This window comes from Streptomyces sp. NPDC050504, from assembly GCF_044458065.1.
Classification (GTDB): Bacteria; Actinomycetota; Actinomycetes; order Streptomycetales; family Streptomycetaceae; genus Streptomyces.
This window is the reverse complement of record NZ_JBITHO010000013.1, coordinates 120,364-144,412: the sequence shown is the minus strand read 5'-3', so window position 1 is coordinate 144,412 and position 24,049 is coordinate 120,364. Positions and strand designations below refer to the sequence as shown.

The window sequence follows — 24,049 nt, the reverse complement described above, 5'->3', positions numbered from 1 at the left end:
TACGGGGCGTGGACCCGTCAGTCGTGCCAGGCCCCGTACTCCTCCAGGAGCGCCTGGAGCGGTTCGAACACGCCGGGCACCGCGGCCACCGCCAGGTCGCCGTCCGGCGGGCCGCCGGGGCGCCCTCCGGTGAGCGCGCCCGCCTCGCGGGCGATCAGGTCGCCCGCGGCCAGGTCCCAGGGGTGCAGGCCGCGCTCGTAGTAGCCGTCGAGGCGGCCCGCGGCGACGTCGCACAGGTCGACGGCGGCCGATCCGCCGCGCCTGATGTCGCGCAGCTTCGGGACGAGGCGCTGGGCGACGTCCGCCTGGTGCCTGCGGACCTCCGCCACGTAGTTGAAGCCGGTCGACACGAGCGCCTGGTCCAGCGGGGGCGCCGGGCGGCAGCGGATCGGCCGGTCGTTGAGGTACGCGCCGCCGCCGAGCACCGCGCGGCAGGTCTCGCGGCGCATCGGCACCTCGACGACGCCCACCACCCGCTCGCCGTCCCGCTCGGCAGCGACGGAGACCGCCCAGGTGGGCAGCCCGTACAGGTAGTTGACGGTGCCGTCGAGCGGGTCGACGACCCAGCGGACGCCGCTGGTGCCCTCGGTGGACGCGCCCTCCTCGCCGAGGATGCCGTCGTCGGGGCGGCGCTCGGCGAGGAAGCCCGTGATCAGCTTCTCGGCCGCGATGTCCATCTCGGTGACGACGTCGATCGGGCTGGACTTGGTGGCCGCCACGCCCAGGTCGGCGGGGCGGCCGTCGCGCAGCAGCTCGCCCGCGCGGCTCGCGGCCTCCAGGGCGAGGGCGAGCAGTTCGTCCAGGAGCGGGTCGCTCACTGCGTCTCCTTAGGGCGGTGCGGGGGGTGCGGGGGGTGCGAAGTGCGGGAAGGGGCGTCCGGTTCAGGCGTACGGGCTGTCCGCGCCCGCCGCCGCTGGCCTGGGCGCCCTCGCGGGGCAGCAGCCGACCGGGCAGAGGTCGTGCGAGGGGCCGAGCGGGCCCAGCGCGCAGCGCTCCACGCCCTGCCCGCGCTCGTTCGCGGCGCGCTCCAGGACCAGCTCGCGGACGGCGGCGGCGAAGCGCGGGTCCGCGCCGACGGTCGCGGAGCGGCGCACCGGCAGGCCCAGCTCGGCGGCCTTGGCCTCGGCCTCGGTGTCCAGGTCGTACAGGACCTCCATGTGGTCCGAGACGAAGCCGATGGGGACCATCACGACGGCGGGGGCGCCGGCGGCGTCCAGCGCCTCCAGGTGGTCGCAGATGTCGGGCTCCAGCCACGGGACGTGCGGGGCGCCGCTGCGCGACTGGTAGACCAGCTCCCAGGGGCGCTCGACGCCGGTCTCGTCCCGCACCGCGTCCACGATCAGGCGCGCCACGTCCAGGTGCTGCGCCACGTACGCCCCGCCCTCCGGGCCGTCCTCGGGGCCCGACGACTCGGCGGCCGCGGTGGGGATCGAGTGCGTCGTGAAGGCGAGGTGGGCGCCGTCCCTGACGTCCTCGGGGAGGTCGGCGAGCGAGGCCAGCACGCCCTCGACCATGGGCCGGACGAAGCCGGGGTGGTTGAAGTAGTGCCGCAGCTTGTCGACGCGGGGCGGCTCGACGCCCTCGGCGGCCAGCGCGGCGAGCGCGTCCGCGAGGTTCTCGCGGTACTGGCGGCAGCCGCTGTACGAGGCGTAGGCGCTGGTGGTGAGCACGGCGATGCGGCGGTGCCCTTCGGCGGCCATCTCGCGCAGCACGTCCGTCAGGTACGGCGCCCAGTTGCGGTTGCCCCAGTGGACCGGCAGGTCGAGGCCGTGCTCCGCGAAGTCCTTGCGGAGCGCTTCGAGCAGCGCGCGGTTCTGCTCGTTGATCGGGCTGACGCCGCCGAACAGGAAGTAGTGCTGCCCCACTTCCTTCAGCCGCTCCTTGGGAATGCCCCTGCCCCGGGTCACGTTCTCCAGGAACGGCACCACGTCGTCGGGGCCCTCGGGCCCCCCGAAGGAGAGCAGCAGCAGGGCGTCGTAGGGGGCGGGATCACGCAGTTCGGACATGGGGCCGATCCTGCCATCCGGGACCGACAATCGGGTATCGAGTCGTCCTTCGAAGCCGTATTCTTTAGCTCTCAATTACACGTGCTGATCTCTGACTCCGCCCCCGGGAGCGACCCCTTGCCCAGTCCCTACCGCGCGATATTCGCCGCCCCCGGCACCAAGGGGTTCTCGGCGGCCGGATTCCTCGGCCGCATGCCGCTGTCCATGATGGGCATCGGCATCGTGACCATGATTTCCCAGCTCACCGGCAGGTACGGGCTGGCGGGCGCGCTCTCCGCCACGCTCGCCCTGTCGGCCGCCGTGTTCGGCCCGCTGATCTCCCGGTACGTCGACCGGTACGGGCAGCGGCGGGTGCTGCGCCCCGCGACGCTGGTCTCGGTCGCCGCCGCCACCGGACTGCTGATCTGCGCCCAGCAGTCCGCACCCGACTGGACGCTCTTCGTCTTCGCCTTCGGCTGCGGATTCGTGCCGAGCGTGGGTTCGATGGTCAGGGCCCGCTGGGCGGCGATCTACCGCGACTCCCCGCGCGAGCTGCACGCCGCGTACTCCTGGGAGTCGATCGTCGACGAGACGTGCTTCATCTTCGGCCCGATCATCTCGATCGGCCTGTCCACCACGTGGTTCCCCGAGGCGGGGCCGATGCTCTCGGGGGTCTTCCTGGTCATCGGCGTCTGCTGGCTGACCGCGCAGCGCGACACCGAGCCCGCGCCGCACCCCAGGGACCCGGCGGCGGGGAAGTCGACGAGCGCCCTGCGCTCCCCCGGGCTCCAGGTCCTGGTGGCCACGTTCGTCGCCGTCGGGGCGGTCTTCGGCGCGGTCGACGTGGTGACCGTGGCCTTCGCCGAGGAGCAGGGCAACAAGTCGGCGGCGAGCCTGGTGCTCGCCGTCTACGCGCTGGGCTCCTGTCTGGCCGGCGCGGTCTTCGGCCTGCTGCACCTCAAGGGGGCGGCGTCCAGGAGGTGGCTGCTGGGTGTCTGTGCGATGGCCGTGAGTATGATCCCCCTCCAACTGGCCGGGAACCTGCCGTTCTTGGCCGTGGCGCTCTTTGTCGCGGGCCTGTCCATCGCGCCGACGATGGTCACCACGATGGCCCTCGTGGAGCAGCACGTACCGCGCAGCAAGCTCACCGAGGGCATGACCTGGACCAGTACCGGGCTCGCGGTGGGCGTGGCGCTCGGCTCGTCCGCCGCGGGTTGGGTGGTGGAGGCCAAGGGCGCGGGTGCGGGGTACGCGGTGCCCGTCGCGGCGGGAGCGCTCGCGGCCGTGGTGGCGTTCCTGGGACACCGCCGACTGGCCAGGCCGGTCACGGACCGCGGAGGGCTCGGGCACGATGACGAAGCGCGCAGCACGAACGGCGAACGGGTGGCGTAACTGGGCGGGGAACGTCACCGCCAGGCCCGTGCGGGAGGAGTCGCCCGCCTCCGTGGAGGAGCTGGCCGCCGCGGTCCGCGCGGCGGCCGACGACGGGCTGACCGTGAAGGCGGTCGGCACCGGCCACTCCTTCACCGCGGCGGCCGCCACCGACGGCGTGCTGATCAGGCCCGACCTGCTGACCGGCTTCCGCTCCTTCGACCGGGACGCCATGACCGTGACCGTGGAGGCGGGCACTCCGCTGAAGCGGCTCAACGCCGCGCTGTCGCGCGAGGGCCTCTCCCTCACCAACATGGGCGACATCATGGAGCAGACGGTCGCGGGGGCCACCTCGACCGGCACGCACGGCACCGGCCGGGACTCCGGCTCGCTCGCCGCCCAGATCAAGGGATTCGAGCTGGTCACGGCGGACGGCCGGGTGCTGTCCTGCTCGCCCGGCGGGACCGGGGAGGAGCGGGCGGCCTTCGCGGCCGGGCGGATCGGGCTCGGGGCGCTGGGCGTCGTCTCGGCGATCACCTTCGGCGTGGAGCCCGAGTTCCTGCTGACGGCCCGTGAGGAGCCGATGGCCTTCGACCGGGTCACCGCCGACTTCGATGCGCTGCACGCGGAGAACGAGCACTTCGAGTTCTACTGGTTCCCGCACACCGGCAACTGCAACACCAAGCGCAACAACCGCAGCGCGGGCCCCGCGGCCCCGCTGGGCCCGGTCCGCGGCTGGGTCGAGGACGAACTGCTGTCGAACGGCGCCTTCCGGGCGGTCTGCGAGCTGGGTCGGGCGGTGCCCGCGTCCATACCTCCGGTCGCCAGGCTCTCCAGCCGGGCCCTGTCCGCACGCACGTACACCGACATTCCGTACAAGGTCTTCACAAGTCCGCGCCGGGTGCGCTTCGTGGAGATGGAGTACGCGGTTCCGCGGGAGGCTGCCGTCGCGGCACTGCGCGAGGTCAAGGCGATGGTCGACCGCTCGCGGCTGCGCGTCAGCTTCCCCGTGGAGGTGCGCACCGCCCCCGCCGACGACATCGCGCTCTCCACGGCGTCGGACCGCGACAGCGCGTACATCGCCGTCCACATGTTCAAGGGCACGCCGTACCAGGCGTACTTCGCCGAGGTCGAGCGGATCATGACCGCGCACGAGGGGCGCCCGCACTGGGGCAAGGTGCACACCAGGGACGCCGGGTACTTCACGAAGGCGTACCCCCGCTTCGGGGAGTTCACCGCCCTGCGCGACCGCCTGGACCCGGACCGGCTGTTCGGCAACGACTACCTGCGGCGGGTGCTCGGCCCCTGACGGCGGGGCCCGGCTCCCGGACGACGGGGTGACGACGGGGTTACGGGAGCGACGACGGGGTTACGGGGTCACGGCACCGTTCGCCGTACCGGCCCCCTTGCCGTCGCCGTCGCCCGTCTCGTTCCCGCCGCCCGCCGCGTCGCCGCCCGTGGTGGGCTGCGGGGTGGGCGTGGGGGTCGGCGTCGGGGTGGGCTTCGGGTTCGTGCCGCCGCCGTTCGACGCGGACGGGTCCGGGTCGGGCTTGGCGGTCGCACCGCCGTCGCCCTTGTCGGGCCCGCCGCTCCTGTCGGGCGCCGGGGACTCCTTGCCGGGTTCGCCCGAGCCGCCGGTGCCGGTGCCCTTGTCCGGCCGGTCGCCCTTGCCGTCCCGCTCGCCCTTGTCCCCGCCTCCCTCTCCGGAGGGCCGTTCCCCGCCCTTCGGGTCGGACGAAGGGGTGGTGGACGGTTCGGACTTCTCGTTGCCGCCGCGCAGGACGCTGCCGACCGTGGTGCCCTTGCCGCCGCTGAGGTCCTCGTCCGCGATCAGTTCGTAGCCGGTGATGCCGAGCATCGCGACCCCGAAGACCACGGCCGCGGCCACGGCGGACCGCTTCCGGCCGCGCACCCGGGTGCCGTGCGTCGTGGCCTCGCCGAACTCGTCGTCGGCCTCCCCCGCGGGCCCCACGCCGAAGCGTCCCTGGTCGAACTCCCCGCCGGTCGGCACGGTGACCTGGCGCAGCACGCGCGTGGCGTCGTCGGGGTCCTCGACCCGCGGAAGCAGTCTCGTGGCCTCGGCGTCCCCGGGGCCGCCGGCCCGAGGGAGCAGCCGCGTCGCCTCCACGTCGGCTCCTCCGGCCCCGTACGGCCGGGCCGGCACCTGCCCGGTCCGGGGCTTCGCGCTGACCGTGACCTCGCGGATCTGTTCCCCCGTGCGGCGGAAGAAGTGCTGGAAGACCGCGCCGCCGCTGGTCGCGACCACGCTCACCACGCCCGCGCCCAGGATCGTGCCGTACACGCCCATCCTGGAGGCCAGCACGGCCGCCGCGATCGCCGCGACGGCGCTGCCCGCCACCTGGGGCACGCTCAGTTCGAGGCGTGGCTTCTTCTCGTCGCCCTCGTCATTCCCGTCCCGCTCGTCCGCGTTCCGGTTCGCGCTCCGGTCGTCCATCCCCAGCCTCTGCTTGCCCGTCCGTCCCTTCACGCACGGCCCTCCCGAGAGGCGTGCACATAAAAAGGGACATATGAGCGAAGCAGATAGTTCCGCTTACGGGGATTGTGTGAACCTCGCCACCCGACCGTAATGGGTTCGGAACCTCAACTCCCGTGCCCTTCGAGAACTTCGGCGGCGCGGCGGTCCACCCACATGGCCCGAATGGAGTACTGTGGCGAGCCCTGGCTCCGGTTTCCCCCTGGGTGACCGGGATCCCGGGAGGGGGCCGAAAGCGGCACTCGAACCGGCGGCGCCGCGGGGCCGCACGGGCGCCTGCTGCACAGAGTGACCAGGTCCGTCACTCTGCGTCGCAAACAGGTAACCGTGCCATAACGGCGATCACGGGCCCGTGCCCGACACGCCGGGCAACTCGGCAAGGTTGTGGCAGGCTGCACCCGGGCAGGCCACACTCGACTAGCGGAAGCAGCGACGCACGTGACGTCGGCAGGCACCACCCGGGAGGTCCCCATGCCCGAACTGCGTGTCGTGGCCGTCTCCAACGACGGCACACGATTGGTGCTCAAGGCTGCGGACAGCACGGAGTACACGCTTCCGATCGACGAGCGGCTGCGCGCCGCCGTGCGCAACGACCGCGCGCGTCTCGGACAGATCGAGATCGAGGTGGAGAGCCACCTCCGCCCCCGCGACATCCAGGCCCGGATACGTGCCGGTGCCTCCGCGGAGGAGGTCGCTCAGCACGCCGGGATCCCGGTCGAGCGTGTACGCCGCTTCGAGGGCCCCGTGCTCGCGGAGCGCGCCTTCATGGCCGAGCGGGCCAGGAAGACCCCCGTGCGACGTCCCGGCGAGAACACCGGAACAGGCCCCCAGCTCGGCGAGGCGGTCCAGGAGCGCCTCCTGCTGCGCGGGGCCGACAAGGACAGCGCCCTGTGGGACTCGTGGCGCCGCGACGACGGCACCTGGGAGGTCTTCCTGGTGTACCGCGTCGCGGGCGAGCCCCACTCGGCGAGCTGGAGCTACGACCCGCCGCGCAGGCTCGTCCAGGCGATGGACGACGAGGCGCGCTCCCTCATCGGCGAGACCGACGACACCGTGACCGCCCCGGAGCCGAGCTTCCCGTTCGTGCCCCGGATCGCCCGGCTGCCCAGGGACCGTCCGCTGGACCGCGCCCTGGACCGTCAGCTGGAACGCCCGTCGCGCGAGCCCAGGGATGCCTCCGCGGAGGCCGACGAGGCGCCCGTGGCGGCCGCCCCTTCGGCCAGCGAGCGCGACTCGCTGACCAGCCTCCTGGAGGCCGTGCCGAGCTTCCGGGGCGACATGGTCGTCCCCGAGCGCCCCGCGCCCCCGGAGCCGCCGACCACCGAGCCGGGCGCCGTGCCCGAGCCCGAGGCCGAGGAGCCGCCCGCGGCCGCGGCCTCCGCGGGTGCCGGAGCGTCCTCGGTCGGCGCCGGAGCGGCGTACGCGGACGTGCTGATGCCCCGTGCCGTGAGCGGCCACCGCGACCGGCTGACCGGGACCACCGACCGCCAGGCGGAGGCCGACGGCGTCCGTCCCGGCCGCCGCGCCGCCGTGCCGAGCTGGGACGAGATCGTCTTCGGCACCCGGCGCAAGAAGCAGGAGTAGGACCGCTCGTGAGGTGTGAGGGGCCCGTGCGCGGTGCGCACGGGCCCCTCATCCGTCTCCGCTACCTGGGCTCGGGCCCCGTCGCCACCGGGCGCGCCGGGTCCGAGGTCCACTCCGACCACGAGCCCGCGTACAGCGCCGCCGTGATGCCCGCGATCTCCAGTGCCAGGATCTGCTGCGCCGCCGAGACGCCCGAGCCGCAGTAGACGCCCACCTCGGCCGCGTCCCCCGCGCCCAGCGCCTTGAAGCGCGCCGCCAGCTCGTCGGCCGGCCGGAAGCGGCCGTTCTCGTCGACGTTCTCCACGGTCGGCGCCGACACGGCCCCCGGGATGTGGCCCGCGACCGGGTCGATCGGCTCCACCTCGCCCCGGTACCGCTCCCCCGCCCGCGCGTCCAGCAGCAGCCCGCGCCCGGCCAGCTCCGCCGCGCCCTCCGCGTCGAGCAGCAGCGCCGGGTCGGGAACCGGCGTGAAGTCGCCCGGCTCGGGGGCGGGCGTCGCGGTCGACAGCTCACCGGTCCACGCGGGCAGGCCGCCGTCCAGGACCCGTACGTCCGCGTGCCCCGTCCAGCGCAGCATCCACCACGCGCGGGCGGCGGCCCAGCCCTGGCCGCCGTCGTAGACGACCACCGGGGCGCCGTCCGAGACCCCGGCCGCGCGCATCACCGCCCCGAAGGCGCCGACGTCCGGCAGGGGGTGGCGGCCCCGGCCGCCGCCGGGCGGGTCGGCCAGCTCGGCCTCCAGGTCGACGTAGACCGCGCCGGGGACGTGCCCGGCCTCGTAGGCGGGGCGCCCGGGAGGCCCGCCCATCTGGTAGCGGACGTCCAGCAGGACCGGGGGCCGCTCGCCCGCCAGCTCGCTCGCGAGTTCGGATGCGGTGATGATGACAGTCATGGGTGCCATCTTGGCGCAGGGCGTGCCCGGTCCGTGGCGATCCGCGAGCACACCCGCCCCGTAACGAAGAGGAAACGGACGCGGAACATCAAACCGGGCATCCGCCCTCGGCGACCCGAAAAAAGCGGCGCGGCCGGGGCGCGCCCCGCGCCGAGGGGTGCAAGCATCTGCACGGGGCGCAGATCCGTTCCGCACAACGGCGTGCACGCTCCGTGATCCTCGAACGACCACCACGATGGTCTAGGAGAGAGTGACGATGACCGAGGCTGCCGCTCGGCAGACGCCCGGCACACCGTGCTGGGCGAGCCTGATGGTGCACGGCCTGCCCGCGACACAGGATTTCTACGGAGCGCTGTTCGGCTGGGAGTTCCGTCCGGGACCCCGGCAGCTCGGCCCCTACGTCCGCGCCGTGCTCGGCGACGACCAGGTGGCCGGCATCGGCCAGTCGCCGCCCGGACGCCACCTGCCGATCGCCTGGACGACCTATCTGGCGACCGGGGACGCCGACGCCACCGCCGAGTCGATCAGGAGCTGCGGCGGCACGGTCGCCGTGGGGCCGCTGGACGCGGGGGAGGCGGGGCGGCTCGCCATCGCGGCCGACCCGGCGGGCGCGATCTTCGGCATCTGGCAGGAGGGCGTCGAAGGGCCCGGCCGTGCGGCGGCCGGCCGGCCCGGCACGCGCGTGTGGCACGAGCTGCTGACCCGCGAGACGGGCACCGTCGGGAAGTTCTACCAGTCGGTGTTCGGCTACGACGTCGAGGCCGTGGTCTCCGCCGACTTCGACTATCTGACGCTGCACCTGGCGGGCCGCCCCGTCGCCGCCCTGCACGGCGTCGGCAACGCCCTGCCGCGCGACCGGGGCGCGCACTGGATGACCTACTTCGAGGTCGCCGACACCGACGGGGCCGCGAACCGCGTCGCGGACCTCGGCGGGCACGTCCTGCAACAGCCGCGCGAGGGTTCCGGCGGCCGCAGCGCGCTCGTCGCCGACCCGGAGGGCGCGGTCTTCACGATCGTACGGTCGGCCGCCCACTGAGTTCGGACGGATCCAGCTCCACCGGCAGCACGTCGGGCGAGAGCACCCCGGCCCGCGCCGCCGCCGCCGTCATCCGGCGTCGGTGGTGGCGCCTGCACAGCACCTCGTAGCCGATCTCGTCCGGCGACTGGTTGACGTCCCCGACCACGACCTGCGCGCCCTCGACGACCATCTCGCCGCCGACCGTGCGGGCGTTGTGGGTCGCTCGGGCGCCGCACCAGCACAGCGCCTCCACCTGGAGCACCTCGACGCGGTCCGCGAGCTCGACCAGGCGCTGCGAGCCGGGGAAGAGCTTGCTGCGGAAGTCGGTGGTGATGCCGAAGGCGAAGACGTCCAGCTCCAGGTCGTCGACGACGCGCGCGAGCTGGTCGATCTGCTCGGGCGCGAGGAACTGCGCCTCGTCGACGATGACGTAGTCGGCGCGGCCGCCCTTGGAGAGGTGGGCGACCAGATGGGCGTACGGGTCGAAGCCGTCGGCCGCCTCGACCGCGTCGGTGACCAGGCCGAGCCGCGAGGAGAGCTTGCCCTCGCCCGCGCGGTCGTCCCGCGTGAAGATCATGCCCTGGAGGCCGCGCGCGGACCTGTTGTGCTCGATCTGAAGAGCGAGGGTGCTCTTTCCGCAGTCCATCGTTCCGGAGAAGAACACCAGCTCGGGCATGGGGAGTCGAGGGCCTTTCGCATGTGAGGGGGGAGGGGGAGGTTTACGAGCGTACTTCGATGAGGGGGACGTGCTGCTCCACCGGCGTCATCGAGCCGTGCATGCCTGCCATGAGGGACTCGTGCGGCTCGTTGCGCGACGCGGTGATCACCACGTCGGCGTGGGCGGCGGCGACCACGTCGCCGATCCGGCCGAGGACGCGCTCCTCGACCGAGGGGCCGAACCAGCCCGCCGCGATCGCCTCCTCGCGGCTCGCCACCCAGAACTGCTCGCCCAGCACCTCGCGCCAGACGGTCAGGACGTCGGCCTCGGCACCCGGGACCGCGTAGACGTGCCGGGCGCGGCCCTCGCCGCCGAGCAGGGCGACGCCCGCGCTCAGCTCCCAGTCCTCGTCGAAGTCGATGCGCGACTCCTCGTCGAACGGGATGTCGATCATGCCGTGGTCGGCGGTGACGTAGAGCGCGGCGCGCGGCGGCAGTTGCTCGGCCAGGCGCTGCACCAGCCGGTCGACGTACATCAGCTGGCCGCGCCAGGCGTCGGAGTCGACGCCGTAGCGGTGGCCGTTGCCGTCGACCTCGCTGTAGTACGTGTAGACCAGCGAGCGGTCCCCCGCCGCCAGTTCGTGCGCGGCCAGGTCCATGCGGTCCTCGCCGGTCAGCCGGCCGTGGAAGGTGCCGCCGCTGAGCGCGATCTTGGTGAGCGGGGTGTGCTGGAAGGGCGGGGCCGAGACCTGCGCGGTGTGCACGCCCGCCGCGTCCGCGAGCTGGAAGACCGTCGGGTGGGGCTGCCAGGCGTGCGGATCGGTGTACGGCTTCCAGCGCAGCTGGTTCATCAGCGCGCCGGTCTCCGGGTTCCGCGTGGTGTAGCCGGTCAGGCCGTGCGCTCCGGGCGGCAGGCCAGTGCCGACCGAGGCCAGCGAGGTCGCGGTGGTGGCGGGGAAGCCCGCGGTGATCGGGCGCCCGGTGCCGCCGCGCGAAGTGCCGAGCAGGGAGTGCAGGTAGGGGGCCTCGTCGGGGTGCGCCTTGATCTGCTCCCAGCCGAGGCCGTCGATCAGGAAGACGCAGTTGCGGTCGGCCGGGGTCAGCTCCCCGATGGCCGCTTCGAGGCCGGGCACGCCCTGGCCGGCCGCGAGGGTGGGCAGCAGGTCGGCGAGGGACCCGGAGCCGTACTCGGGGACGGGCGCGGTGTCGATCGGCAGCGGCTCGGGGTCCTGCCAGGCAGCGGGCAGCGCCATCAGCGCGTGGCCGCAGTCGCCTCGGAGAGCGCCTGCGCGAAGGCGAGGGTCTGGCGCACCGTCTCGGGGCCGTCGCCCGCCTCGCTGACGCGCAGCGAGAGGTCGTCGGCCGTGGCGTTGCCGGTGTAGCCGTGGTCCGCGTCGCAGTTGGAGTCGCCGCAGGCGGCGGGCTCCAGGTCGATCCGGGAGACCGCGCCCCAGCCGATGGTCAGGACGACCTCGCGGGGCAGCGAGCCGGGGACGTACTTCTCCGGGTTGGCCACGACGCGGCTGACCACGACCGAGGAGATCCGGTCGAGCTTGACCGACTCCGTCGAGGTGGTGGCGTACGGCGTCGGGGAGCTGTTGTCCGCGGTCTGCTCGTCGGTGTGGCTGACGATGAAACGGTTGCCCGTGAGGACCAGGACCGTCACGTGGCGGCGCACTTCGTTGGAGTCGAAGGTGGTCTCCTGGTGGACCAGGTACGACGAGATCGGCTCGCCGCCTACGGCGGCCTCAACCGCCTCGGCCACGAGGGCCGGGTAGTAGCCGCTGCGCTCGATCGCCGCGCGCAGCCCCTGGGTCGTCGTACCGGTCTTCGCCATGGACTCCATCCTACGGGGGCGCGGTGACTGCCAGGGCCCTGCCGGGTCAGTAGCTGGGCAGGCGCCGGGGGCCCAGGTCGCCCCTGGCGGGGGGCGGCGCGATGCGGACGCCCGCGCCGAGCACGGTCAGGCCGTGCTGGGCGACGACGACCGGCTCCAGGGCGACGGAGACCACCTCGGGGTGGTCGTCCACCAGGCGCGAGACGCGCAGCAGCAGCTCCTCCAGGGCGGGGGTGTCCACGGGCGCCGAGCCGCGCCAGCCGAAGAGCAGCGGGGCCGTCCTGATGGAGCGGATCAGCTCGGCCGCGTCCCGGTCGGTGGCGGGGATCAGCCGGTGGCCGGTGTCGCCCAGCAGTTCGGACGCGGCGCCCGCGAGGCCGAAGGAGAGCACGGCGCCGACGGCCGGGTCGATGGCGGCGCGCACGACCGTGTCGACGCCGCGCGGGGCCATGGCCTGGACGACCGGCAGCAGTTCGGCGGGCTTGCCCAGCGCCTCGGTCAGTTCGCCGTACGCGCGGCGCAGCGCGGCCTCGCCCGGCAGGTCGAGGCGCACGCCGCCGAGGTCGGCGCGGTGGCGCAGGTGCGGGGCCGTGGTCTTGAGGGCGACCGGGTAGCCGATCTCGGCGGCGGCCCGCACGGCCGCGTCGGGGTCGGGCGCGGGGAGGGTGGGGCGGACCTCGATGCCGTACGTGGCGAGCAGGTCGCGGGCCTCGTCGGGGGCCAGGGGACGGCCGCGCGGGTCGGGTTCGGGGCCGAGCATCCGTTCGATGCGGGAGGCGGCCGCGCTCTCCGCGATGTCGTCGAACTCCGGGACCTTGCCCGGCTCGGCCGCCTGGCGGCGCCACCGGCTGTACGCGACCGCTTCGGCGAGCGCCCGGACGGCGCGCTCGGCCGCGGGGTACGCGGGGATCGGGCGGGGCGAGGCGGGCGCGGGGCCTTCGGGGGCGGGCGCGGGGGCGGCGGGGCGCGGCTCGCCGCGGGCGGGGGCCGTGCGGGTGGCGGCGGCCAGTGCTTCCGCGAGACCGCCGATCTCGACGTGGACGACCGCCACGGGCTTGGTGTGGCCCGCGGCGGCCTCCTGGAGGGCGGTCGCCAGGGTCCCGGTCGCGTCGGACCCGTCGGCCCCGTCGAACCCGGGCCCGGTGGCGCCGTTCTCGCCGACCCGGGGGATGGCGGTGACGACGACCGCGTCGCACGCGCGGTCGGCCAGGGCGGCGGCGAGCGCCTCCTTGAAGTCGGCGGGCGTCGCGGCCGTGGTGAGGTCGCGGGGGCGCAGCGGGCGCAGCCCCTCGGCGAGGCAGGCGTCGTAGGTGAGCAGGCCCAGGGATTCGGAGTTGCCGAGGATGGCGACCCTGGGTCCCGCGGGGAGCGGCTGGTCGGCGAGCAGGACGCCCGCGTCGACGAGGGCGGTGACCGTGTCGACGCGGATGACGCCCGCCTGGCGCAGCAGTGCGGAGACGGTCGCGTCGGGGACGCGGGTGACGGGGACGGCGTGACCCGGCGGGGTGGCGCCGCTGTGCCGGGCGCCCTTCACGACGACGACGGGCTTGACGGCGGCGGTGCGGCGGGCGAGGCGGGTGAACTTGCGGGGGTTGCCGATGGACTCGAGGTACAGCAGGACGACGTCGGTGTTCGGGTCCTCGTATCCGTACTGGAGGAAGTCGTTGCCCGAGACGTCGGCGCGGTTGCCCGCGGAGATGAACGAGGAGAGTCCGGCGCCGCGCCGGTGCAGTCCGGACAGCAGGGCGATGCCGATGGCGCCCGACTGGGTGAACAGTCCGATGCGGCCGCGGGCGGGGGACTGCGGGGCGAGGGAGGCGTTGAGCCGGACCTCTTCGGCGGTGTTGATGATGCCGAAGGCGTTGGGGCCGATGAGGCGCATGCCGTACGAGCGGACCTGGCGGACGAGGGCGCGCTGGCGTTCGCGGCCCTCGGCGCCGCTCTCGGCGTATCCGGCGGAGAGGACGACCAGTCCCTGTACGCCGTGCTCGCCGCACTCCGCGACGGCTTCGGGCACCCGTTCGGCGGGGACGGCCACGACCGCGAGGTCGACCTGTTCGGTGACCTCTGCGAGGGAGCGGTGGGCGGGGACGCCGTCGAGTGCGGTCAGGTCGTCGGGGAAGGCGCGGTTCACCGCGTACGTACGGCCGGTGAAGCCCGATTCGACGAGGTTGCGCAGAGCCGTGCGGCCGACGCCGCCGGGGGCGCGTCCGGTGCCGATGACGGCGACCGATCCAGGGGCGAGGAGGCGCTGGACGGAGCGGGCCTCCGCGCGCTGCTCCCGGGCGCGCTGGACGGCGAGGGATTCGGCGGTGGGTTCGAGTTCGAGGGTGAGGTGGACGGAGCCGTCCTCGAAGCTGCGCTTCTGGGTGTACCCGGCGTCCGTGAAGACCTTGATCATCTTGCTGTTGGCGGGCAGCACCTCGGCGGCGAAGCGCCGGATGCCGCGCTCGCGGGCGACGGCGGCGATGTGTTCCAGGAGCGTGGAGGCCACTCCCCTGCCCTGGTGGGCGTCCTGGACGAGGAAGGCGACCTCGGCCTCGTCGGCGGGCGCGGACGCGGGCAGGCCCCGCTCGTTGATGCGGTCGTAGCGGACGGTGGCGATGAACTCGCCGCCGATGGTCACGGCGAGCCCGACCCGGTCCACGTAGTCGTGATGGGTGAAGCGGTGCACGTCCTTGGCGGAGAGCCGGGGGTAGGGCGCGAAGAAGCGGTAGTACTTGGACTCGTCCGAGACCTGTTCGTAGAAGCTGACCAGCCGTTCGGCGTCCTCGGTGGTGATGGGCCTGATGCGCGCGGTTCCGCCGTCGCGGAGCACGACATCGGCTTCCCAGTGGTCGGGGTACGCATGGGCCGACGGGGTCTGCATGGGGCCAGCGTACGGCGCGGTCACGAGTCGCGGAGAGGGGGCGGCCGGGGCAAGGTGGGGAGGGCCGAAGGGCGGTCGGAACCGGGCTGAAGGGCTGTCCGGCAGGGGCCGAAGGTCGGTCGGAGCACAGCGCAACACATGAGAGACTGGTCTAGACAACCGCTTGAGACTTGAAGGGCAACACCATGGCTGAGCGCCGCGTCAACGTCGGCTGGGCCGAGGGCCTGCACGCCCGCCCCGCGTCCATCTTCGTCCGTGCCGCCACGGCCTCCGGCGTTCCTGTGACGATCGCCAAGGCCGACGGCAACCCGGTCAACGCCGCCTCCATGCTCGCGGTGCTCGGTCTGGGCGCGCAGGGCGGCGAAGAGGTCGTGCTGACCTCCGACGCCGAGGGCGCAGAGGCCGCGCTGGACCGTCTGGCGAAGCTGGTCGCCGAGGGCCTGGACGAGCTCCCCGAGACCGTCTGAGTGACCTTCAGGGGTCTCGCACCCCGCGCACGGGCCGCGCCGCCCGGGACGACGTCCCGGGCGGCGCGGCTCTTTCGTGCCCGTGGGGGGCTGTGTGCTGTACGGAAATCCAGTGCGGGCACCGTACGGAAATCCAGCGCGGCCACAATTGACCGCACCCCCAAATTGCGCACCCCGAAATGGCGCACCCGAATGAGGCACCCGGAAATTCGAAATCGGGCGCGCACGCATTGCCGCGTCTTCGTGTTCTCGGGCGTCTCTTTTGTACGACACCCGTGTTAAGCGCGCGCACCGACCGTGTTGACGGCGTGTTGCGAAGTCCTCGCGGCGGTCCGCAGCCGGTGCGCGCCCACCGCGCGCTCGGCGTGCAGCGCCACCAGGGCCCGCGCCCGCTCCGCGTCGCCGCGCGCCACCGCGTCCACGATCGCGCCGTGCTCGGCCCAGGACTCCACAGGACGGGCCGGCTGCTCCACCGCGTACATCCAGGCGATCTTGTGCCGGAGCTGGCCGAGCAGCGCGGTGAGCCCCTGGCTGCCGGACGCCTGGGCCAGCGTCTCGTGGAACCAGCCGCCCAGTGACCTCAGGTCCTCGCCCCGGCCCGCCCGCTCCTGGCCGAGCCGCACCAGCCCGCGCAGCACCTTCAGGTGCGCGTCGGTGCGCCGTCGGGCCGCGCGCGCCGCGCCCAGCGGCTCCAGCAGCATCCGCATCTCCAGCAGGTCGGCCGCGTCCTGCTCGGACGGCTCCGCGACGCACGCGCCCGCGTGCCTGCGGGTGGTCACGAAGCCCTCCGACTCCAGGGTGCGCAGCGCCTCGCGGACCGGGACGCGGGAGACCCCGTACCTCTTCGCGAGGAGTTCTTCCGTGAGCCGGCTGCCGCGTTCGTAGACACCGGAGACGATGTCGGCGCGGATCGCCGTACAGACCGAATGGGCCGGAATGCGCATGCCTCAACCTCCGCATTCATTCGTTTCGGTGACTCTAGAACAAAGTGCGGGAATTTCCGACGGCCACCGGGAATTCTGCGGCTTCTTTTCGCCGGTCGGCTCGCGCGCGGCGGGATCGGCGCGCACGCGCCGAAGGCCCCGGCTCCGGGAGGGGAGCCAGGGCCTTCGGGGAGGACGTGCTTCGGGGGCGGACCGCCGTCAGACGTTCACGCCGTGCGAGCGCAGGTACGCGACCGGGTTGATGTCCGAGCCGTAGTCGGGGCTCGTACGGGCCTCGAAGTGCAGGTGCGGGCCCGTGGAGTTGCCGGTCGAGCCGGAGACGCCGATCTGCTGGCCCGGGGTGACGCTCTGGCCGACCGAGACGGTGATGGCCGAGAGGTGGCCGTACTGCGTGTACGTGCCGTCGTTCATGCGGAGCACGACGTTGTTGCCGTACGCGCCGCCCCAGCCCGCCTCCACGACGGTGCCCGAGCCGACGGCGACGACGGTGCTGCCGGAGGCGGCGCGGAAGTCGACACCGGAGTGGCTGCCGGATGACCAGAGCGAACCGCCGGTCTTGTAGCCGGTGGTGACGTTCGAACCGGCGACGGGGAGCTGGAAGGAGTTCAGGCGCTTGCGCTCGGCATCGCGGGCGGCGCGCTCCTTGGCGGCACGGATCTCCTTGGCGCGGGCCTCGGCCTTGCGCTTGGCCTCCGCCTTGGCACGGGCCTCGGCCGCGGCCTTCTCGGCCGCCGCCTGCTGGGCCTCGGCCTGGGCGTCGATCTGGTCGGCGAGGGTGTCGCCGATCACGATGGCCTGGCCGATGCCGGTGTCCTCGACGGAGGGGGTCCCGGTGTCCGCGGCGAGCGCCGGGGAGGCGAGGCCGCCGACGACTCCGGTGGTGGCGAGGGCCGCGACACCGACGACCTGCGCGCTCTTGCGCGTCAGTCGGCTGGGGGCACGGTGCTTCCCGGTGGCACGGGTGAACGCCATGAAGTGGCTGGTCCTTTCCTTCCTTCTCGCCTACCGGGTTAGCTGACGGGTTCGGAGCAGGAAGGTCTCCTACGGTCGCCCCTGCGACAGGACTTCCGATTCACCCCAGGGACTGAGTGGGTCCCCGGCTCCCCAGGCTCGCGCCTGACGGGGACTCGGCGATGACTGCTCCCGGTGCCGCGGGTGCGGCGGGTGCATCTGGCGGGGCAGCAGGAAGGACGCTAAGCGGCTCGTCTTTCAATCACCAAACAGAGACGCCTTTTTGTAGCGCACGCCACAGGGCAGAGGGGCAACCTCCCTGATAAACCGGACAAAAGGGAAGGGTCTCGACGTATCACACCGTCGAGACCCTTCCCCAGGACTCCGTCGAACCGGTCCGTAATTGGCCGGTTCCAGCCCGTGAGCGGTCGGCGATCAGCCCGTGACGACCGTCACTTCACCGATGCCCAGCGCCTTGACCGGCTCCGCGATCTGCGCCGCGTCGCCCACCAGGACCGTCACCAGACGGTCCGCCGGGAAGGCGCTCACCACGGCGGAGGTCGCCTCGACGGTGCCCGTCTCGACGAGGCGCGCGTACACCTGCGCCTGGAAGTCGTCCGGCAGGTACTGCTCGACCTGGTCGGCCAGCGTGGCGGCGACGGAGGCCGCCGTCTCGTACTTCAGCGGGGCGACGCCCACCAGGTTCTGCACGGCGACGTCGCGCTCGGCGTCGGTCAGGCCGTCGGCCGCCAGCGTGCGCAGCACCTTCCACAGGTCGTCCAGCGCGGGCCCGGTGGACTCGGTGTCCACCGAGCCGCTGATGGCGAGCATGGCCGCGCCCGTGCCGTCGGCCGACGAGCGCAGCACCTGGCCGAAGGAGCGCACGCCGTAGGTGTAGCCCTTCTCCTCGCGCAGCACCCGGTCGAGCCGGGAGGTGAGCGTGCCGCCCAGGCAGTACGTGCCGAGGACCTGCGCGGGCCAGACCCGGTCGTGCCGGTCGGGCCCGATGCGGCCGATCAGCAGCTGCGTCTGTACGGCCCCGGGACGGTCCACGATCACCACGCGGCCGGTGTCGTCCGCCGTGATCGGCGGGACGGTGCTGCGCTCGGCGGTGTCGGCCGTCCAGGCACCCAGGGTTTCCGCGAGCAGCGCGGGCAGGTCGACGCCCGCGAGGTCGCCGACGATCACGGCGGTGGCCGTCGAGGGGCGGACGTGCGCCTCGTAGAAGGCGCGGACGGCCGCCGAGTCGATCCGGGCGACGGTCTCCTCGGTGCCCTGGCGGGGGCGCGACATCCGGGACTCGGCGGGGAACAGTTCCTTGGAGAGCTGCTTGGCCGCGCGGCGGGCCGGGTTGGCCGCCTCGTGCGGGATCTCGTCCAGCCGGTTGCGCACCAGCCGGTCGATCTCGTCGTCCGCGAACGCGGGGGCGCGCAGCGCCTCGGCGAGCAGCCCGAGCGCCTTGGCCAGACGGGAGACCGGGACCTCCAGGGAGACCCGGACGCCCGCGTGGTCGGCGTGCGCGTCGAAGGTGGCGCCGCACCGCTCCAGCTCGGCGGCGAACTCCTCGGCGGAGCGCTTGTCGGTGCCCTCGGTGAAGGCACGCGCCATGATCGTGGCCACGCCGTCCAGACCGGCGGGCTCGGCGTTCAGCGGGGCGTCGAGGCAGATCTCGACGGCCACCACCTGCTGGCCGGGGCGGTGGCAGCTGAGCACCGTCAGACCGCCCGGCAGCGCGCCGCGCTCGGGCGCGGGGAAGGCCCACGGGGTGGCGGGGCCGGCCGTCGGCTGCGGGTGGAACTCCATGGACACGACGGCCTCGGTCACTGGTCCGCCCCCTCTTCTTCCTCGGTGTCGTTCTTGGCCGGGAGCGGCTCGTACACCAGCACCGCCCTGTTGTCGGGCCGCAGGCGCGCGGCCGCGGCCTCGCGGACCTCGTCCGCCGTGACGTCCAGGACGCGCTGTACGGCCGTCAGCGCCAGCTGCGGGTCGCCGAACAGCACCGCGTACCGGCACAGTTCGTCGGAGCGGCCCGCGACCGTGCCGAGCCGGTCCAGCCACTCGCGCTCCAGCTGGGCCTGGGCGCGCTCCATCTCCTCGGGCGTGGGGCCCTCTTCTGCGAAGCGGGCCAGCTCCTCGTCGACGGCGGCCTCGATGTCGGGCACGTCGACGCCGCCGGAGGTCTTCACGTCCAGCCAGCCCAGCGAGGGGGCGCCCGACAGCCGCAGCAGGCCGAAGCCCGCGGCGACGGCCGTGCGGTCGCGGCGCACCAGGCGGTTGTGGAGCCGGGACGACTCGCCGCCGCCCAGCACGGTCAGCGCCAGGTCGGCCGCGTCGCACGCGCGCGTGCCGTCCTCGGGGAGGCGGTAGGCGGCCATCAGGGCGCGGGCCGGGACCTCCTCGTGGACCTCCTCGCGCAGCTGCTCGCCGATGATGTCGGGCAGCGATCCGTCGCGCGGGGGCTGCTTGCCGTCGTGGGACGGGATGGAACCGAAGTACTTCTCGACCCAGGCGAGCGTCCGCTCGGGGTCGATGTCGCCGACGACCGACAGGACGGCGTTGTTCGGCGCGTAGTAGGTGCGGAAGAACGCGCGGGCGTCCTCCAGCGTGGCGGCGTCCAGGTCGGCCATCGAGCCGATCGGGGTGTGGTGGTACGGGTGGCCCTCGGGGTACGCGAGGGCCACCAGCTTCTCGAACGCCGTGCCGTACGGCACGTTGTCGTACCGCTGGCGGCGCTCGTTCTTGACGACGTCCCGCTGGTTCTCCATCGACTCGTCGTCGAGCGCGGCGAGCAGCGAGCCCATGCGGTCGGCCTCCAGCCAGAGCGCGAGCTCCAGCTGGTGCGCGGGCATGGTCTCGAAGTAGTTGGTGCGCTCGAAGCTGGTGGTGCCGTTGAGCGAGCCGCCCGCGCCCTGCACCAGCTCGAAGTGGCCGTTCCCCTTCACCTGCGCGGAGCCCTGGAACATCAGGTGCTCGAAGAGGTGAGCCAGTCCTGTACGGCCCTTGACCTCGTGGCGCGAACCCACGTCGTACCAGAGGCAGACCGCTGCGACCGGGGTCAGGTGGTCCTCGGAGAGCACCACGCGCAGGCCGTTGGCCAGCTTGTGCTCTGTCGCTGTCAGGCCGCCGGAACCGGCCTGCGCTGTGGCCGTGTGACCCATGGGCATGTACGTCCCTTCGATCGCGATGTGGAGAAGTCCTGCCACTGTATGCAAGCGCACCGACGCCTGGCGAAGTTCCCGGTTCCCCGGCCCCACCCGGCCGTGTCCCGCGGGGCTCCACCGGCCGCGTCTTCCGGGTCGCGGTCGGCGTTGTCAGTGGGACGGTCCACAATGGTGCGCGTCAGATCAGTCCTGGTTCAGCCTTGTTGGTGAAGGAGCCGCAGCAGCGATGGCCCGCCGCAGCACGAAGACCCCGCCGCCCGCCGACGATTTCGAGGAGAAGATCCTCGACGTCGATGTCGTCGACGAGATGCAGGGCTCCTTCCTCGAATACGCGTACTCGGTGATCTACTCCCGCGCACTGCCCGACGCGCGGGACGGCATGAAGCCGGTGCAGCGCCGCATCGTGTACCAGATGAACGAGATGGGCCTGCGGCCCGAGCGCGGCTTCGTGAAGTGCGCCCGCGTCGTCGGCGAGGTCATGGGCAAGCTGCACCCGCACGGCGACGCGTCGATCTACGACGCCATGGTCCGCATGGCGCAGCCCTTCTCGATGCGCGTGCCGCTGGTCGACGGCCACGGCAACTTCGGTTCGCTGGGCAACGACGACCCGCCGGCCGCCATGCGGTACACCGAGGCGCGGATGGCGAACGCCGCCTCCCTGATGACGGAGTCCATCGACGAGGACACCGTCGACTTCGCCCCGAACTACGACGGCCAGGAGCAGGAGCCGGTCGCGCTCCCGGCGGCGTATCCGAACCTGCTGGTGAACGGCACGACGGGCATCGCGGTCGGCATGGCGACCAACATGCCGCCGCACAACCTCGGCGAGGTCGTCGCCGCCGCCCGGCACCTGATCAAGCACCCGGGCGCCGACCTCGAATCGCTGATGCGCTTCGTGCCGGGCCCCGACCTGCCGACGGGCGGCCGCATCGTCGGCCTGTCCGGCATCAAGGACGCGTACGCGAGCGGCCGGGGCACCTTCAAGATCCGCGCGACGGCGACCGTGGAGGACGTGACGGCGCGCCGCAAGGGCCTGGTCGTCACCGAACTGCCCTTCGCGGTCGGCCCCGAAAAGGTCATCTCCAAGATCAAGGACCTGGTCAACGCCAAGAAGCTCCAGGGCATCGCCGACGTCAAGGACCTCACCGACCGGGCGCACGGCCTGCGCCTGGTCATCGAGATCAAGAACGGCTTCGTGCCCGAGGCCGTCCTCGAACAGCTCTACAAGCTGACGCCGATGGAGGAGTCCTTCGGCATCAACAACGTGGCGCTGGTCGACGGCCAGCCGCTGACGCTGGGCCTCAAGGAGCTGCTGGAGGTCTACCTGGACCACCGCTTCGAGGTCGTGCGCCGCCGCAGCGAGTTCCGCCGCACCAAGCGCCGCGACCGGCTGCACCTGGTCGAGGGCCTGCTCGTCGCGCTGCTCGACATCGACGAGGTCATCCGGATCATCCGCGAGAGCGACAACAGCGCGCAGGCCAAGGAGCGCCTGATGGAGCGCTTCTCGCTGAGCGAGATCCAGACGCAGTACATCCTGGACACCCCGCTGCGCCGCCTCACCAAGTTCGACAAGATCGAGCTGGAGAGCGAGCGGGACCGGCTGACCGCCGAGATCGCCGAGCTGACCGCGATCCTGGAGTCGGACGCCGAGCTGCGCAAGCTGGTCTCGGGCGAACTGGCCGCGGTGGCGAAGAAGTTCGGCACCGAGCGGCGCACGGTCCTGCTGGAGTCGGCGGGCGCGACCGCCGCCGCGGTGCCGCTGGAGGTCGCGGACGACCCCTGCCGGGTGCTGCTCTCCTCGACCGGCCTGCTGGCGCGCACGGCCAACGGCGATCCGCTGGTCTTCCCCGAGGACGCCAAGCGCGCCAAGCACGACGTGATCGTCTCGGCGGTGCCCGCGACGGCCCGCGGCGACGTGGGCGCCGTCACGTCCACCGGGCGGCTGCTGCGGCTGACGGTGATCGACCTGCCTCAGCTGCCGGACACGGCGGGCGCGCCGAACCTCGCGGGCGGGGCGCAGCTCTCGGAGTTCCTGTCCCTGGAGGACGACGAGCGGGTGGTGTGTCTGACGACGCTCGACGAGTCGTCGCCCGGCCTGGCCATCGGGACCGAGCAGGGCGTCGTCAAGCGGGTGGTGCCCGACTATCCGGCGAACAAGGACGAGCTGGAGGTCATCGCGCTCAAGGACGGCGACCGCATCGTCGGCGCGGCCGAGCTGCGCACGGGCGAGGAGGACCTGGTCTTCATCACGGACGACGCCCAGCTGCTGCGGTTCCAGGCGGGCCAGGTGCGCCCGCAGGGGCGTCCCGCGGGCGGCATGGCGGGCATCAAGCTCGCGGTCGGCGCCAAGGTGATCTCGTTCACGGCGGTGGACCCGGCGGTGGAGGCGGCGGTGTTCACGGTCGCGGGCTCCCGGGACACGCTGCTCGGGGACACCGAGGGCACGTCGAAGCTCACCCCGTTCGACCAGTACCCGCGCAAGGGCCGGGCCACGGGCGGTGTGCGCTGCCAGCGGTTCCTGCGCGGCGAGGACATGCTGACGCTGGCCTGGGCGGGGGCGACCCCGGGGCGGGGCGCGCAGAAGAACGGCACACCGGTCGACCTGCCTGCGCCGGACCCGCGCCGCGACGGCTCGGGCACCCCGCTGGGCCGGTCGGTCGCGGTGGTGGCGGGCCCGGCCTCGTAGCTACTCCTGTTCCTGGTCCGGTTCCTGTACGAAGCGCAGGACGCCCCACATGCCCCGTTCGGCGGTGGCGGCGTCCTGCGTTTCGGCTTCCCGCTCCCGGCAGGCGTCCAGCGCGGAGTTCAGCGCCGCCGTGTCGATGCCGGAGCCGATCAGCACCAGCTGGGTGAGGCGGGGTCCGTCGCCGGTCGGCCACGGCTCGGGGTAGAACCGCAGGAACCTGCCGACCGCGTGCACGGCGTAGCGGTTGCGGGGGTCGGCCGCGCCGAAGGAGACGTACCCCTTGATGCGGTAGAGCCCGGTGGGCCGGGTGTCGAGGAACGCCATGAGGCGCCGCGGGCTCATGGGGTCGGCCGTCTCGAAGGCGACGCTCTCGTAGGCGGCGTGCGCGTGGTGCGCGTGTCCCTCGGCGCTCCCGGAGCCCTCGGCATCCTCGGCACCCCGGGCGTCCTCGCGCAGGTCGTCGAAGGACAGCTGCCCCGCGATCTGCTCGTCCTTGGGACGGCAGGCGAACAACACCTCGGGGTCGATCCGGCCGTACGCGGCGGGCAGTACGGCCGTGCCGGGGCTCAACTCGGCCAGGGCCGCGCCGATGCGGGCGCGCTCCTCCTCCGGGACCCGGTCGGTCTTGTTGAGCACCACGAGGTCCGCGATGGCCAGGTGCCGGTCGGTCTCCGGGTGCCGCTCGCGCGTCGCGTCGAACTCGGCCGCGTCGACGACCTGGAGCAGCCCCCCGTACACCACGTGCGGGTTGTCGCTGGCGAGGACCATCCGGACCAGCTCCTGCGGCTCGGCCAGGCCGCTCGCCTCGATGACGATCACGTCGAGGCGGGCGGAGGGCGCCGCCAGCTTCTCCAGGTAGAGGTCCAGCTCGCTGACGTCGACCGCGCAGCACATGCAGCCGTTGCCGAGGGAGACCGAGGAGCCGGCCTGGCCCGCCACGGACATGGCGTCGATCTCGATGGAGCCGAAGTCGTTGACGATCACGCCGATGCGGTTGGCTCCGCTGTTGCGCAGGAGGTGGTTGAGCAGGGTGGTCTTGCCCGCCCCCAGGAAGCCCGCGAGGACGACCACGGGGATCTGCTGCCGGGTCGAGGTGCTGATCGGGCTCGGCGTACTCGGTGTACTCGACGTAC

General features: G+C 73.1%; 19 protein-coding genes and 1 riboswitch. Of the genes, 6 read left to right on the top strand and 13 right to left on the bottom strand.

Annotated features, from left to right (window positions below):
* Positions 1-17: 17 nt before the first annotated feature.
* Both ACIBNE_RS36765 and ACIBNE_RS36760 read right to left on the bottom strand, forming a co-directional pair.
* The gene (locus ACIBNE_RS36765) at positions 18-818 is read right to left on the bottom strand and encodes an inositol monophosphatase family protein (RefSeq protein WP_399279602.1); all 801 of its coding nucleotides are present in this window, start codon (positions 816-818) and stop codon (positions 18-20) included.
* 63 nt (positions 819-881) lie between these two features.
* Positions 882-2,006: a ferrochelatase gene (locus ACIBNE_RS36760; RefSeq protein ID WP_399279600.1), complete on the bottom strand. Its 1,125-nt coding sequence runs from the start codon at positions 2,004-2,006 to the stop codon at positions 882-884.
* Positions 2,007-2,123: 117 nt separating this feature from the next.
* On the opposite strand from ACIBNE_RS36760, the gene ACIBNE_RS36755 reads away from it, so the two are divergent.
* Positions 2,124-3,377 carry an MFS transporter gene (locus ACIBNE_RS36755; protein WP_399279598.1) on the top strand — a complete coding sequence of 418 codons (1,254 nt, stop codon included), beginning with the start codon at positions 2,124-2,126 and terminating at the stop codon, positions 3,375-3,377.
* Positions 3,337-4,665, top strand: coding sequence for a D-arabinono-1,4-lactone oxidase (locus ACIBNE_RS36750; RefSeq protein WP_399279596.1), 1,329 nt, complete (start codon positions 3,337-3,339; stop codon positions 4,663-4,665). Before ACIBNE_RS36755 ends, ACIBNE_RS36750 begins: the two co-directional genes overlap by 41 nt.
* Positions 4,666-4,725: 60 nt before the next feature.
* Here ACIBNE_RS36750 and ACIBNE_RS36745 read toward each other — a convergent pair whose 3' ends face one another.
* Positions 4,726-5,844 carry a hypothetical protein gene (locus ACIBNE_RS36745; RefSeq protein ID WP_399279594.1) on the bottom strand — a complete coding sequence of 373 codons (1,119 nt, stop codon included), beginning with the start codon at positions 5,842-5,844 and terminating at the stop codon, positions 4,726-4,728.
* Positions 5,845-6,321: 477 nt separating this feature from the next.
* On the opposite strand from ACIBNE_RS36745, the gene sepH reads away from it, so the two are divergent.
* Positions 6,322-7,434 carry a septation protein SepH gene (sepH, locus tag ACIBNE_RS36740; RefSeq protein ID WP_399279592.1) on the top strand — a complete coding sequence of 371 codons (1,113 nt, stop codon included), beginning with the start codon at positions 6,322-6,324 and terminating at the stop codon, positions 7,432-7,434.
* 61 nt (positions 7,435-7,495) lie between these two features.
* Here sepH and ACIBNE_RS36735 read toward each other — a convergent pair whose 3' ends face one another.
* Complete coding sequence (locus ACIBNE_RS36735; protein WP_399279590.1) at positions 7,496-8,326, bottom strand: sulfurtransferase; 831 nt, start codon at positions 8,324-8,326, stop codon at positions 7,496-7,498.
* A gap of 256 nt (positions 8,327-8,582) precedes the next feature.
* On the opposite strand from ACIBNE_RS36735, the gene ACIBNE_RS36730 reads away from it, so the two are divergent.
* Positions 8,583-9,362 (top strand): VOC family protein, encoded by a 780-nt coding sequence (locus ACIBNE_RS36730; RefSeq protein ID WP_399279588.1) that lies wholly within the window; start codon positions 8,583-8,585, stop codon positions 9,360-9,362.
* Here ACIBNE_RS36730 and ACIBNE_RS36725 read toward each other — a convergent pair.
* From ACIBNE_RS36725 to ACIBNE_RS36710, 4 genes are read right to left on the bottom strand one after another with little or no spacing between them, the layout of a single operon-like run.
* A complete protein-coding gene (locus tag ACIBNE_RS36725) occupies positions 9,334-10,020 on the bottom strand; it encodes a thymidine kinase (RefSeq protein ID WP_399279586.1) in 687 nt (228 codons plus the stop codon). The two genes, ACIBNE_RS36730 and ACIBNE_RS36725, sit on opposite strands and share 29 nt — an antisense overlap.
* 43 nt (positions 10,021-10,063) lie before the next feature.
* Positions 10,064-11,254: an alkaline phosphatase family protein gene (locus tag ACIBNE_RS36720; RefSeq protein ID WP_399279584.1), complete on the bottom strand. Its 1,191-nt coding sequence runs from the start codon at positions 11,252-11,254 to the stop codon at positions 10,064-10,066.
* On the bottom strand, positions 11,254-11,838 hold the full coding sequence (locus ACIBNE_RS36715) for a DUF5998 family protein (protein ID WP_399279582.1): 585 nt from the start codon (positions 11,836-11,838) through the stop codon (positions 11,254-11,256). Before ACIBNE_RS36715 ends, ACIBNE_RS36720 begins: the two co-directional genes overlap by 1 nt.
* A 46-nt stretch (positions 11,839-11,884) precedes the next feature.
* Entirely contained in the window at positions 11,885-14,707 is a 2,823-nt protein-coding gene (locus tag ACIBNE_RS36710) for a GNAT family N-acetyltransferase (protein WP_399279580.1), read from the bottom strand.
* 185 nt (positions 14,708-14,892) lie between these two features.
* Between ACIBNE_RS36710 and ACIBNE_RS36705 the strand changes: the two genes are divergently transcribed.
* Complete coding sequence (locus ACIBNE_RS36705) at positions 14,893-15,174, top strand: HPr family phosphocarrier protein (RefSeq protein ID WP_399279578.1); 282 nt, start codon at positions 14,893-14,895, stop codon at positions 15,172-15,174.
* A gap of 278 nt (positions 15,175-15,452) precedes the next feature.
* Here the strand turns inward: ACIBNE_RS36705 and ACIBNE_RS36700 are convergent, their stop codons facing one another.
* From ACIBNE_RS36700 to ACIBNE_RS36685, 4 genes are all read right to left on the bottom strand, one after another.
* On the bottom strand, positions 15,453-16,118 hold the full coding sequence (locus ACIBNE_RS36700; protein ID WP_399279576.1) for a GntR family transcriptional regulator: 666 nt from the start codon (positions 16,116-16,118) through the stop codon (positions 15,453-15,455).
* Between the two features lie 198 nt (positions 16,119-16,316).
* Positions 16,317-17,090 carry a M23 family metallopeptidase gene (locus ACIBNE_RS36695; protein WP_399279574.1) on the bottom strand — a complete coding sequence of 258 codons (774 nt, stop codon included), beginning with the start codon at positions 17,088-17,090 and terminating at the stop codon, positions 16,317-16,319.
* A 12-nt stretch (positions 17,091-17,102) separates the two neighbouring features.
* Positions 17,103-17,261, bottom strand: a riboswitch (cyclic di-AMP (ydaO/yuaA leader).
* A 243-nt stretch (positions 17,262-17,504) separates the two neighbouring features.
* A complete protein-coding gene (locus tag ACIBNE_RS36690; protein WP_399279835.1) occupies positions 17,505-18,872 on the bottom strand; it encodes a M16 family metallopeptidase in 1,368 nt (455 codons plus the stop codon).
* 17 nt (positions 18,873-18,889) lie between these two features.
* Positions 18,890-20,233, bottom strand: a complete 1,344-nt coding sequence (locus ACIBNE_RS36685) for a M16 family metallopeptidase (RefSeq protein WP_399279833.1) — start codon at positions 20,231-20,233, stop codon at positions 18,890-18,892.
* Between the two features lie 223 nt (positions 20,234-20,456).
* Between ACIBNE_RS36685 and ACIBNE_RS36680 the strand changes: the two genes are divergently transcribed.
* Complete coding sequence (locus ACIBNE_RS36680) at positions 20,457-22,916, top strand: DNA topoisomerase (ATP-hydrolyzing) subunit A (protein ID WP_399279572.1); 2,460 nt, start codon at positions 20,457-20,459, stop codon at positions 22,914-22,916.
* Here ACIBNE_RS36680 and ACIBNE_RS36675 read toward each other — a convergent pair whose 3' ends face one another.
* A complete protein-coding gene (locus ACIBNE_RS36675; protein ID WP_399279831.1) occupies positions 22,917-24,017 on the bottom strand; it encodes a CobW family GTP-binding protein in 1,101 nt (366 codons plus the stop codon).
* Positions 24,018-24,049 lie beyond the last annotated feature (32 nt).

Excerpts from the sequence above, each read along its gene's own strand:
- ACIBNE_RS36760 (WP_399279600.1), bottom strand. The coding sequence starts at position 2,006 with ATGTCCGAACTGCGTGATCCCGCCCCCTACGACGCCCTGCTGCTGCTC.
- ACIBNE_RS36750 (WP_399279596.1), top strand. The coding sequence starts at position 3,337 with ATGACGAAGCGCGCAGCACGAACGGCGAACGGGTGGCGTAACTGGGCG.
- sepH (WP_399279592.1), top strand. The coding sequence starts at position 6,322 with ATGCCCGAACTGCGTGTCGTGGCCGTCTCCAACGACGGCACACGATTG.
- ACIBNE_RS36735 (WP_399279590.1), bottom strand. The coding sequence starts at position 8,326 with ATGACTGTCATCATCACCGCATCCGAACTCGCGAGCGAGCTGGCGGGC.
- ACIBNE_RS36730 (WP_399279588.1), top strand. The coding sequence starts at position 8,583 with ATGACCGAGGCTGCCGCTCGGCAGACGCCCGGCACACCGTGCTGGGCG.
- ACIBNE_RS36725 (WP_399279586.1), bottom strand. The coding sequence starts at position 10,020 with ATGCCCGAGCTGGTGTTCTTCTCCGGAACGATGGACTGCGGAAAGAGC.
- ACIBNE_RS36720 (WP_399279584.1), bottom strand. The coding sequence starts at position 11,254 with ATGGCGCTGCCCGCTGCCTGGCAGGACCCCGAGCCGCTGCCGATCGAC.
- ACIBNE_RS36715 (WP_399279582.1), bottom strand. The coding sequence starts at position 11,838 with ATGGCGAAGACCGGTACGACGACCCAGGGGCTGCGCGCGGCGATCGAG.
- ACIBNE_RS36710 (WP_399279580.1), bottom strand. The coding sequence starts at position 14,707 with ATGCAGACCCCGTCGGCCCATGCGTACCCCGACCACTGGGAAGCCGAT.
- ACIBNE_RS36705 (WP_399279578.1), top strand. The coding sequence starts at position 14,893 with ATGGCTGAGCGCCGCGTCAACGTCGGCTGGGCCGAGGGCCTGCACGCC.
- ACIBNE_RS36700 (WP_399279576.1), bottom strand. The coding sequence starts at position 16,118 with ATGCGCATTCCGGCCCATTCGGTCTGTACGGCGATCCGCGCCGACATC.
- ACIBNE_RS36695 (WP_399279574.1), bottom strand. The coding sequence starts at position 17,090 with ATGGCGTTCACCCGTGCCACCGGGAAGCACCGTGCCCCCAGCCGACTG.
- ACIBNE_RS36690 (WP_399279835.1), bottom strand. The coding sequence starts at position 18,872 with ATGGAGTTCCACCCGCAGCCGACGGCCGGCCCCGCCACCCCGTGGGCC.
- ACIBNE_RS36685 (WP_399279833.1), bottom strand. The coding sequence starts at position 20,233 with ATGCCCATGGGTCACACGGCCACAGCGCAGGCCGGTTCCGGCGGCCTG.
- ACIBNE_RS36680 (WP_399279572.1), top strand. The coding sequence starts at position 20,457 with ATGGCCCGCCGCAGCACGAAGACCCCGCCGCCCGCCGACGATTTCGAG.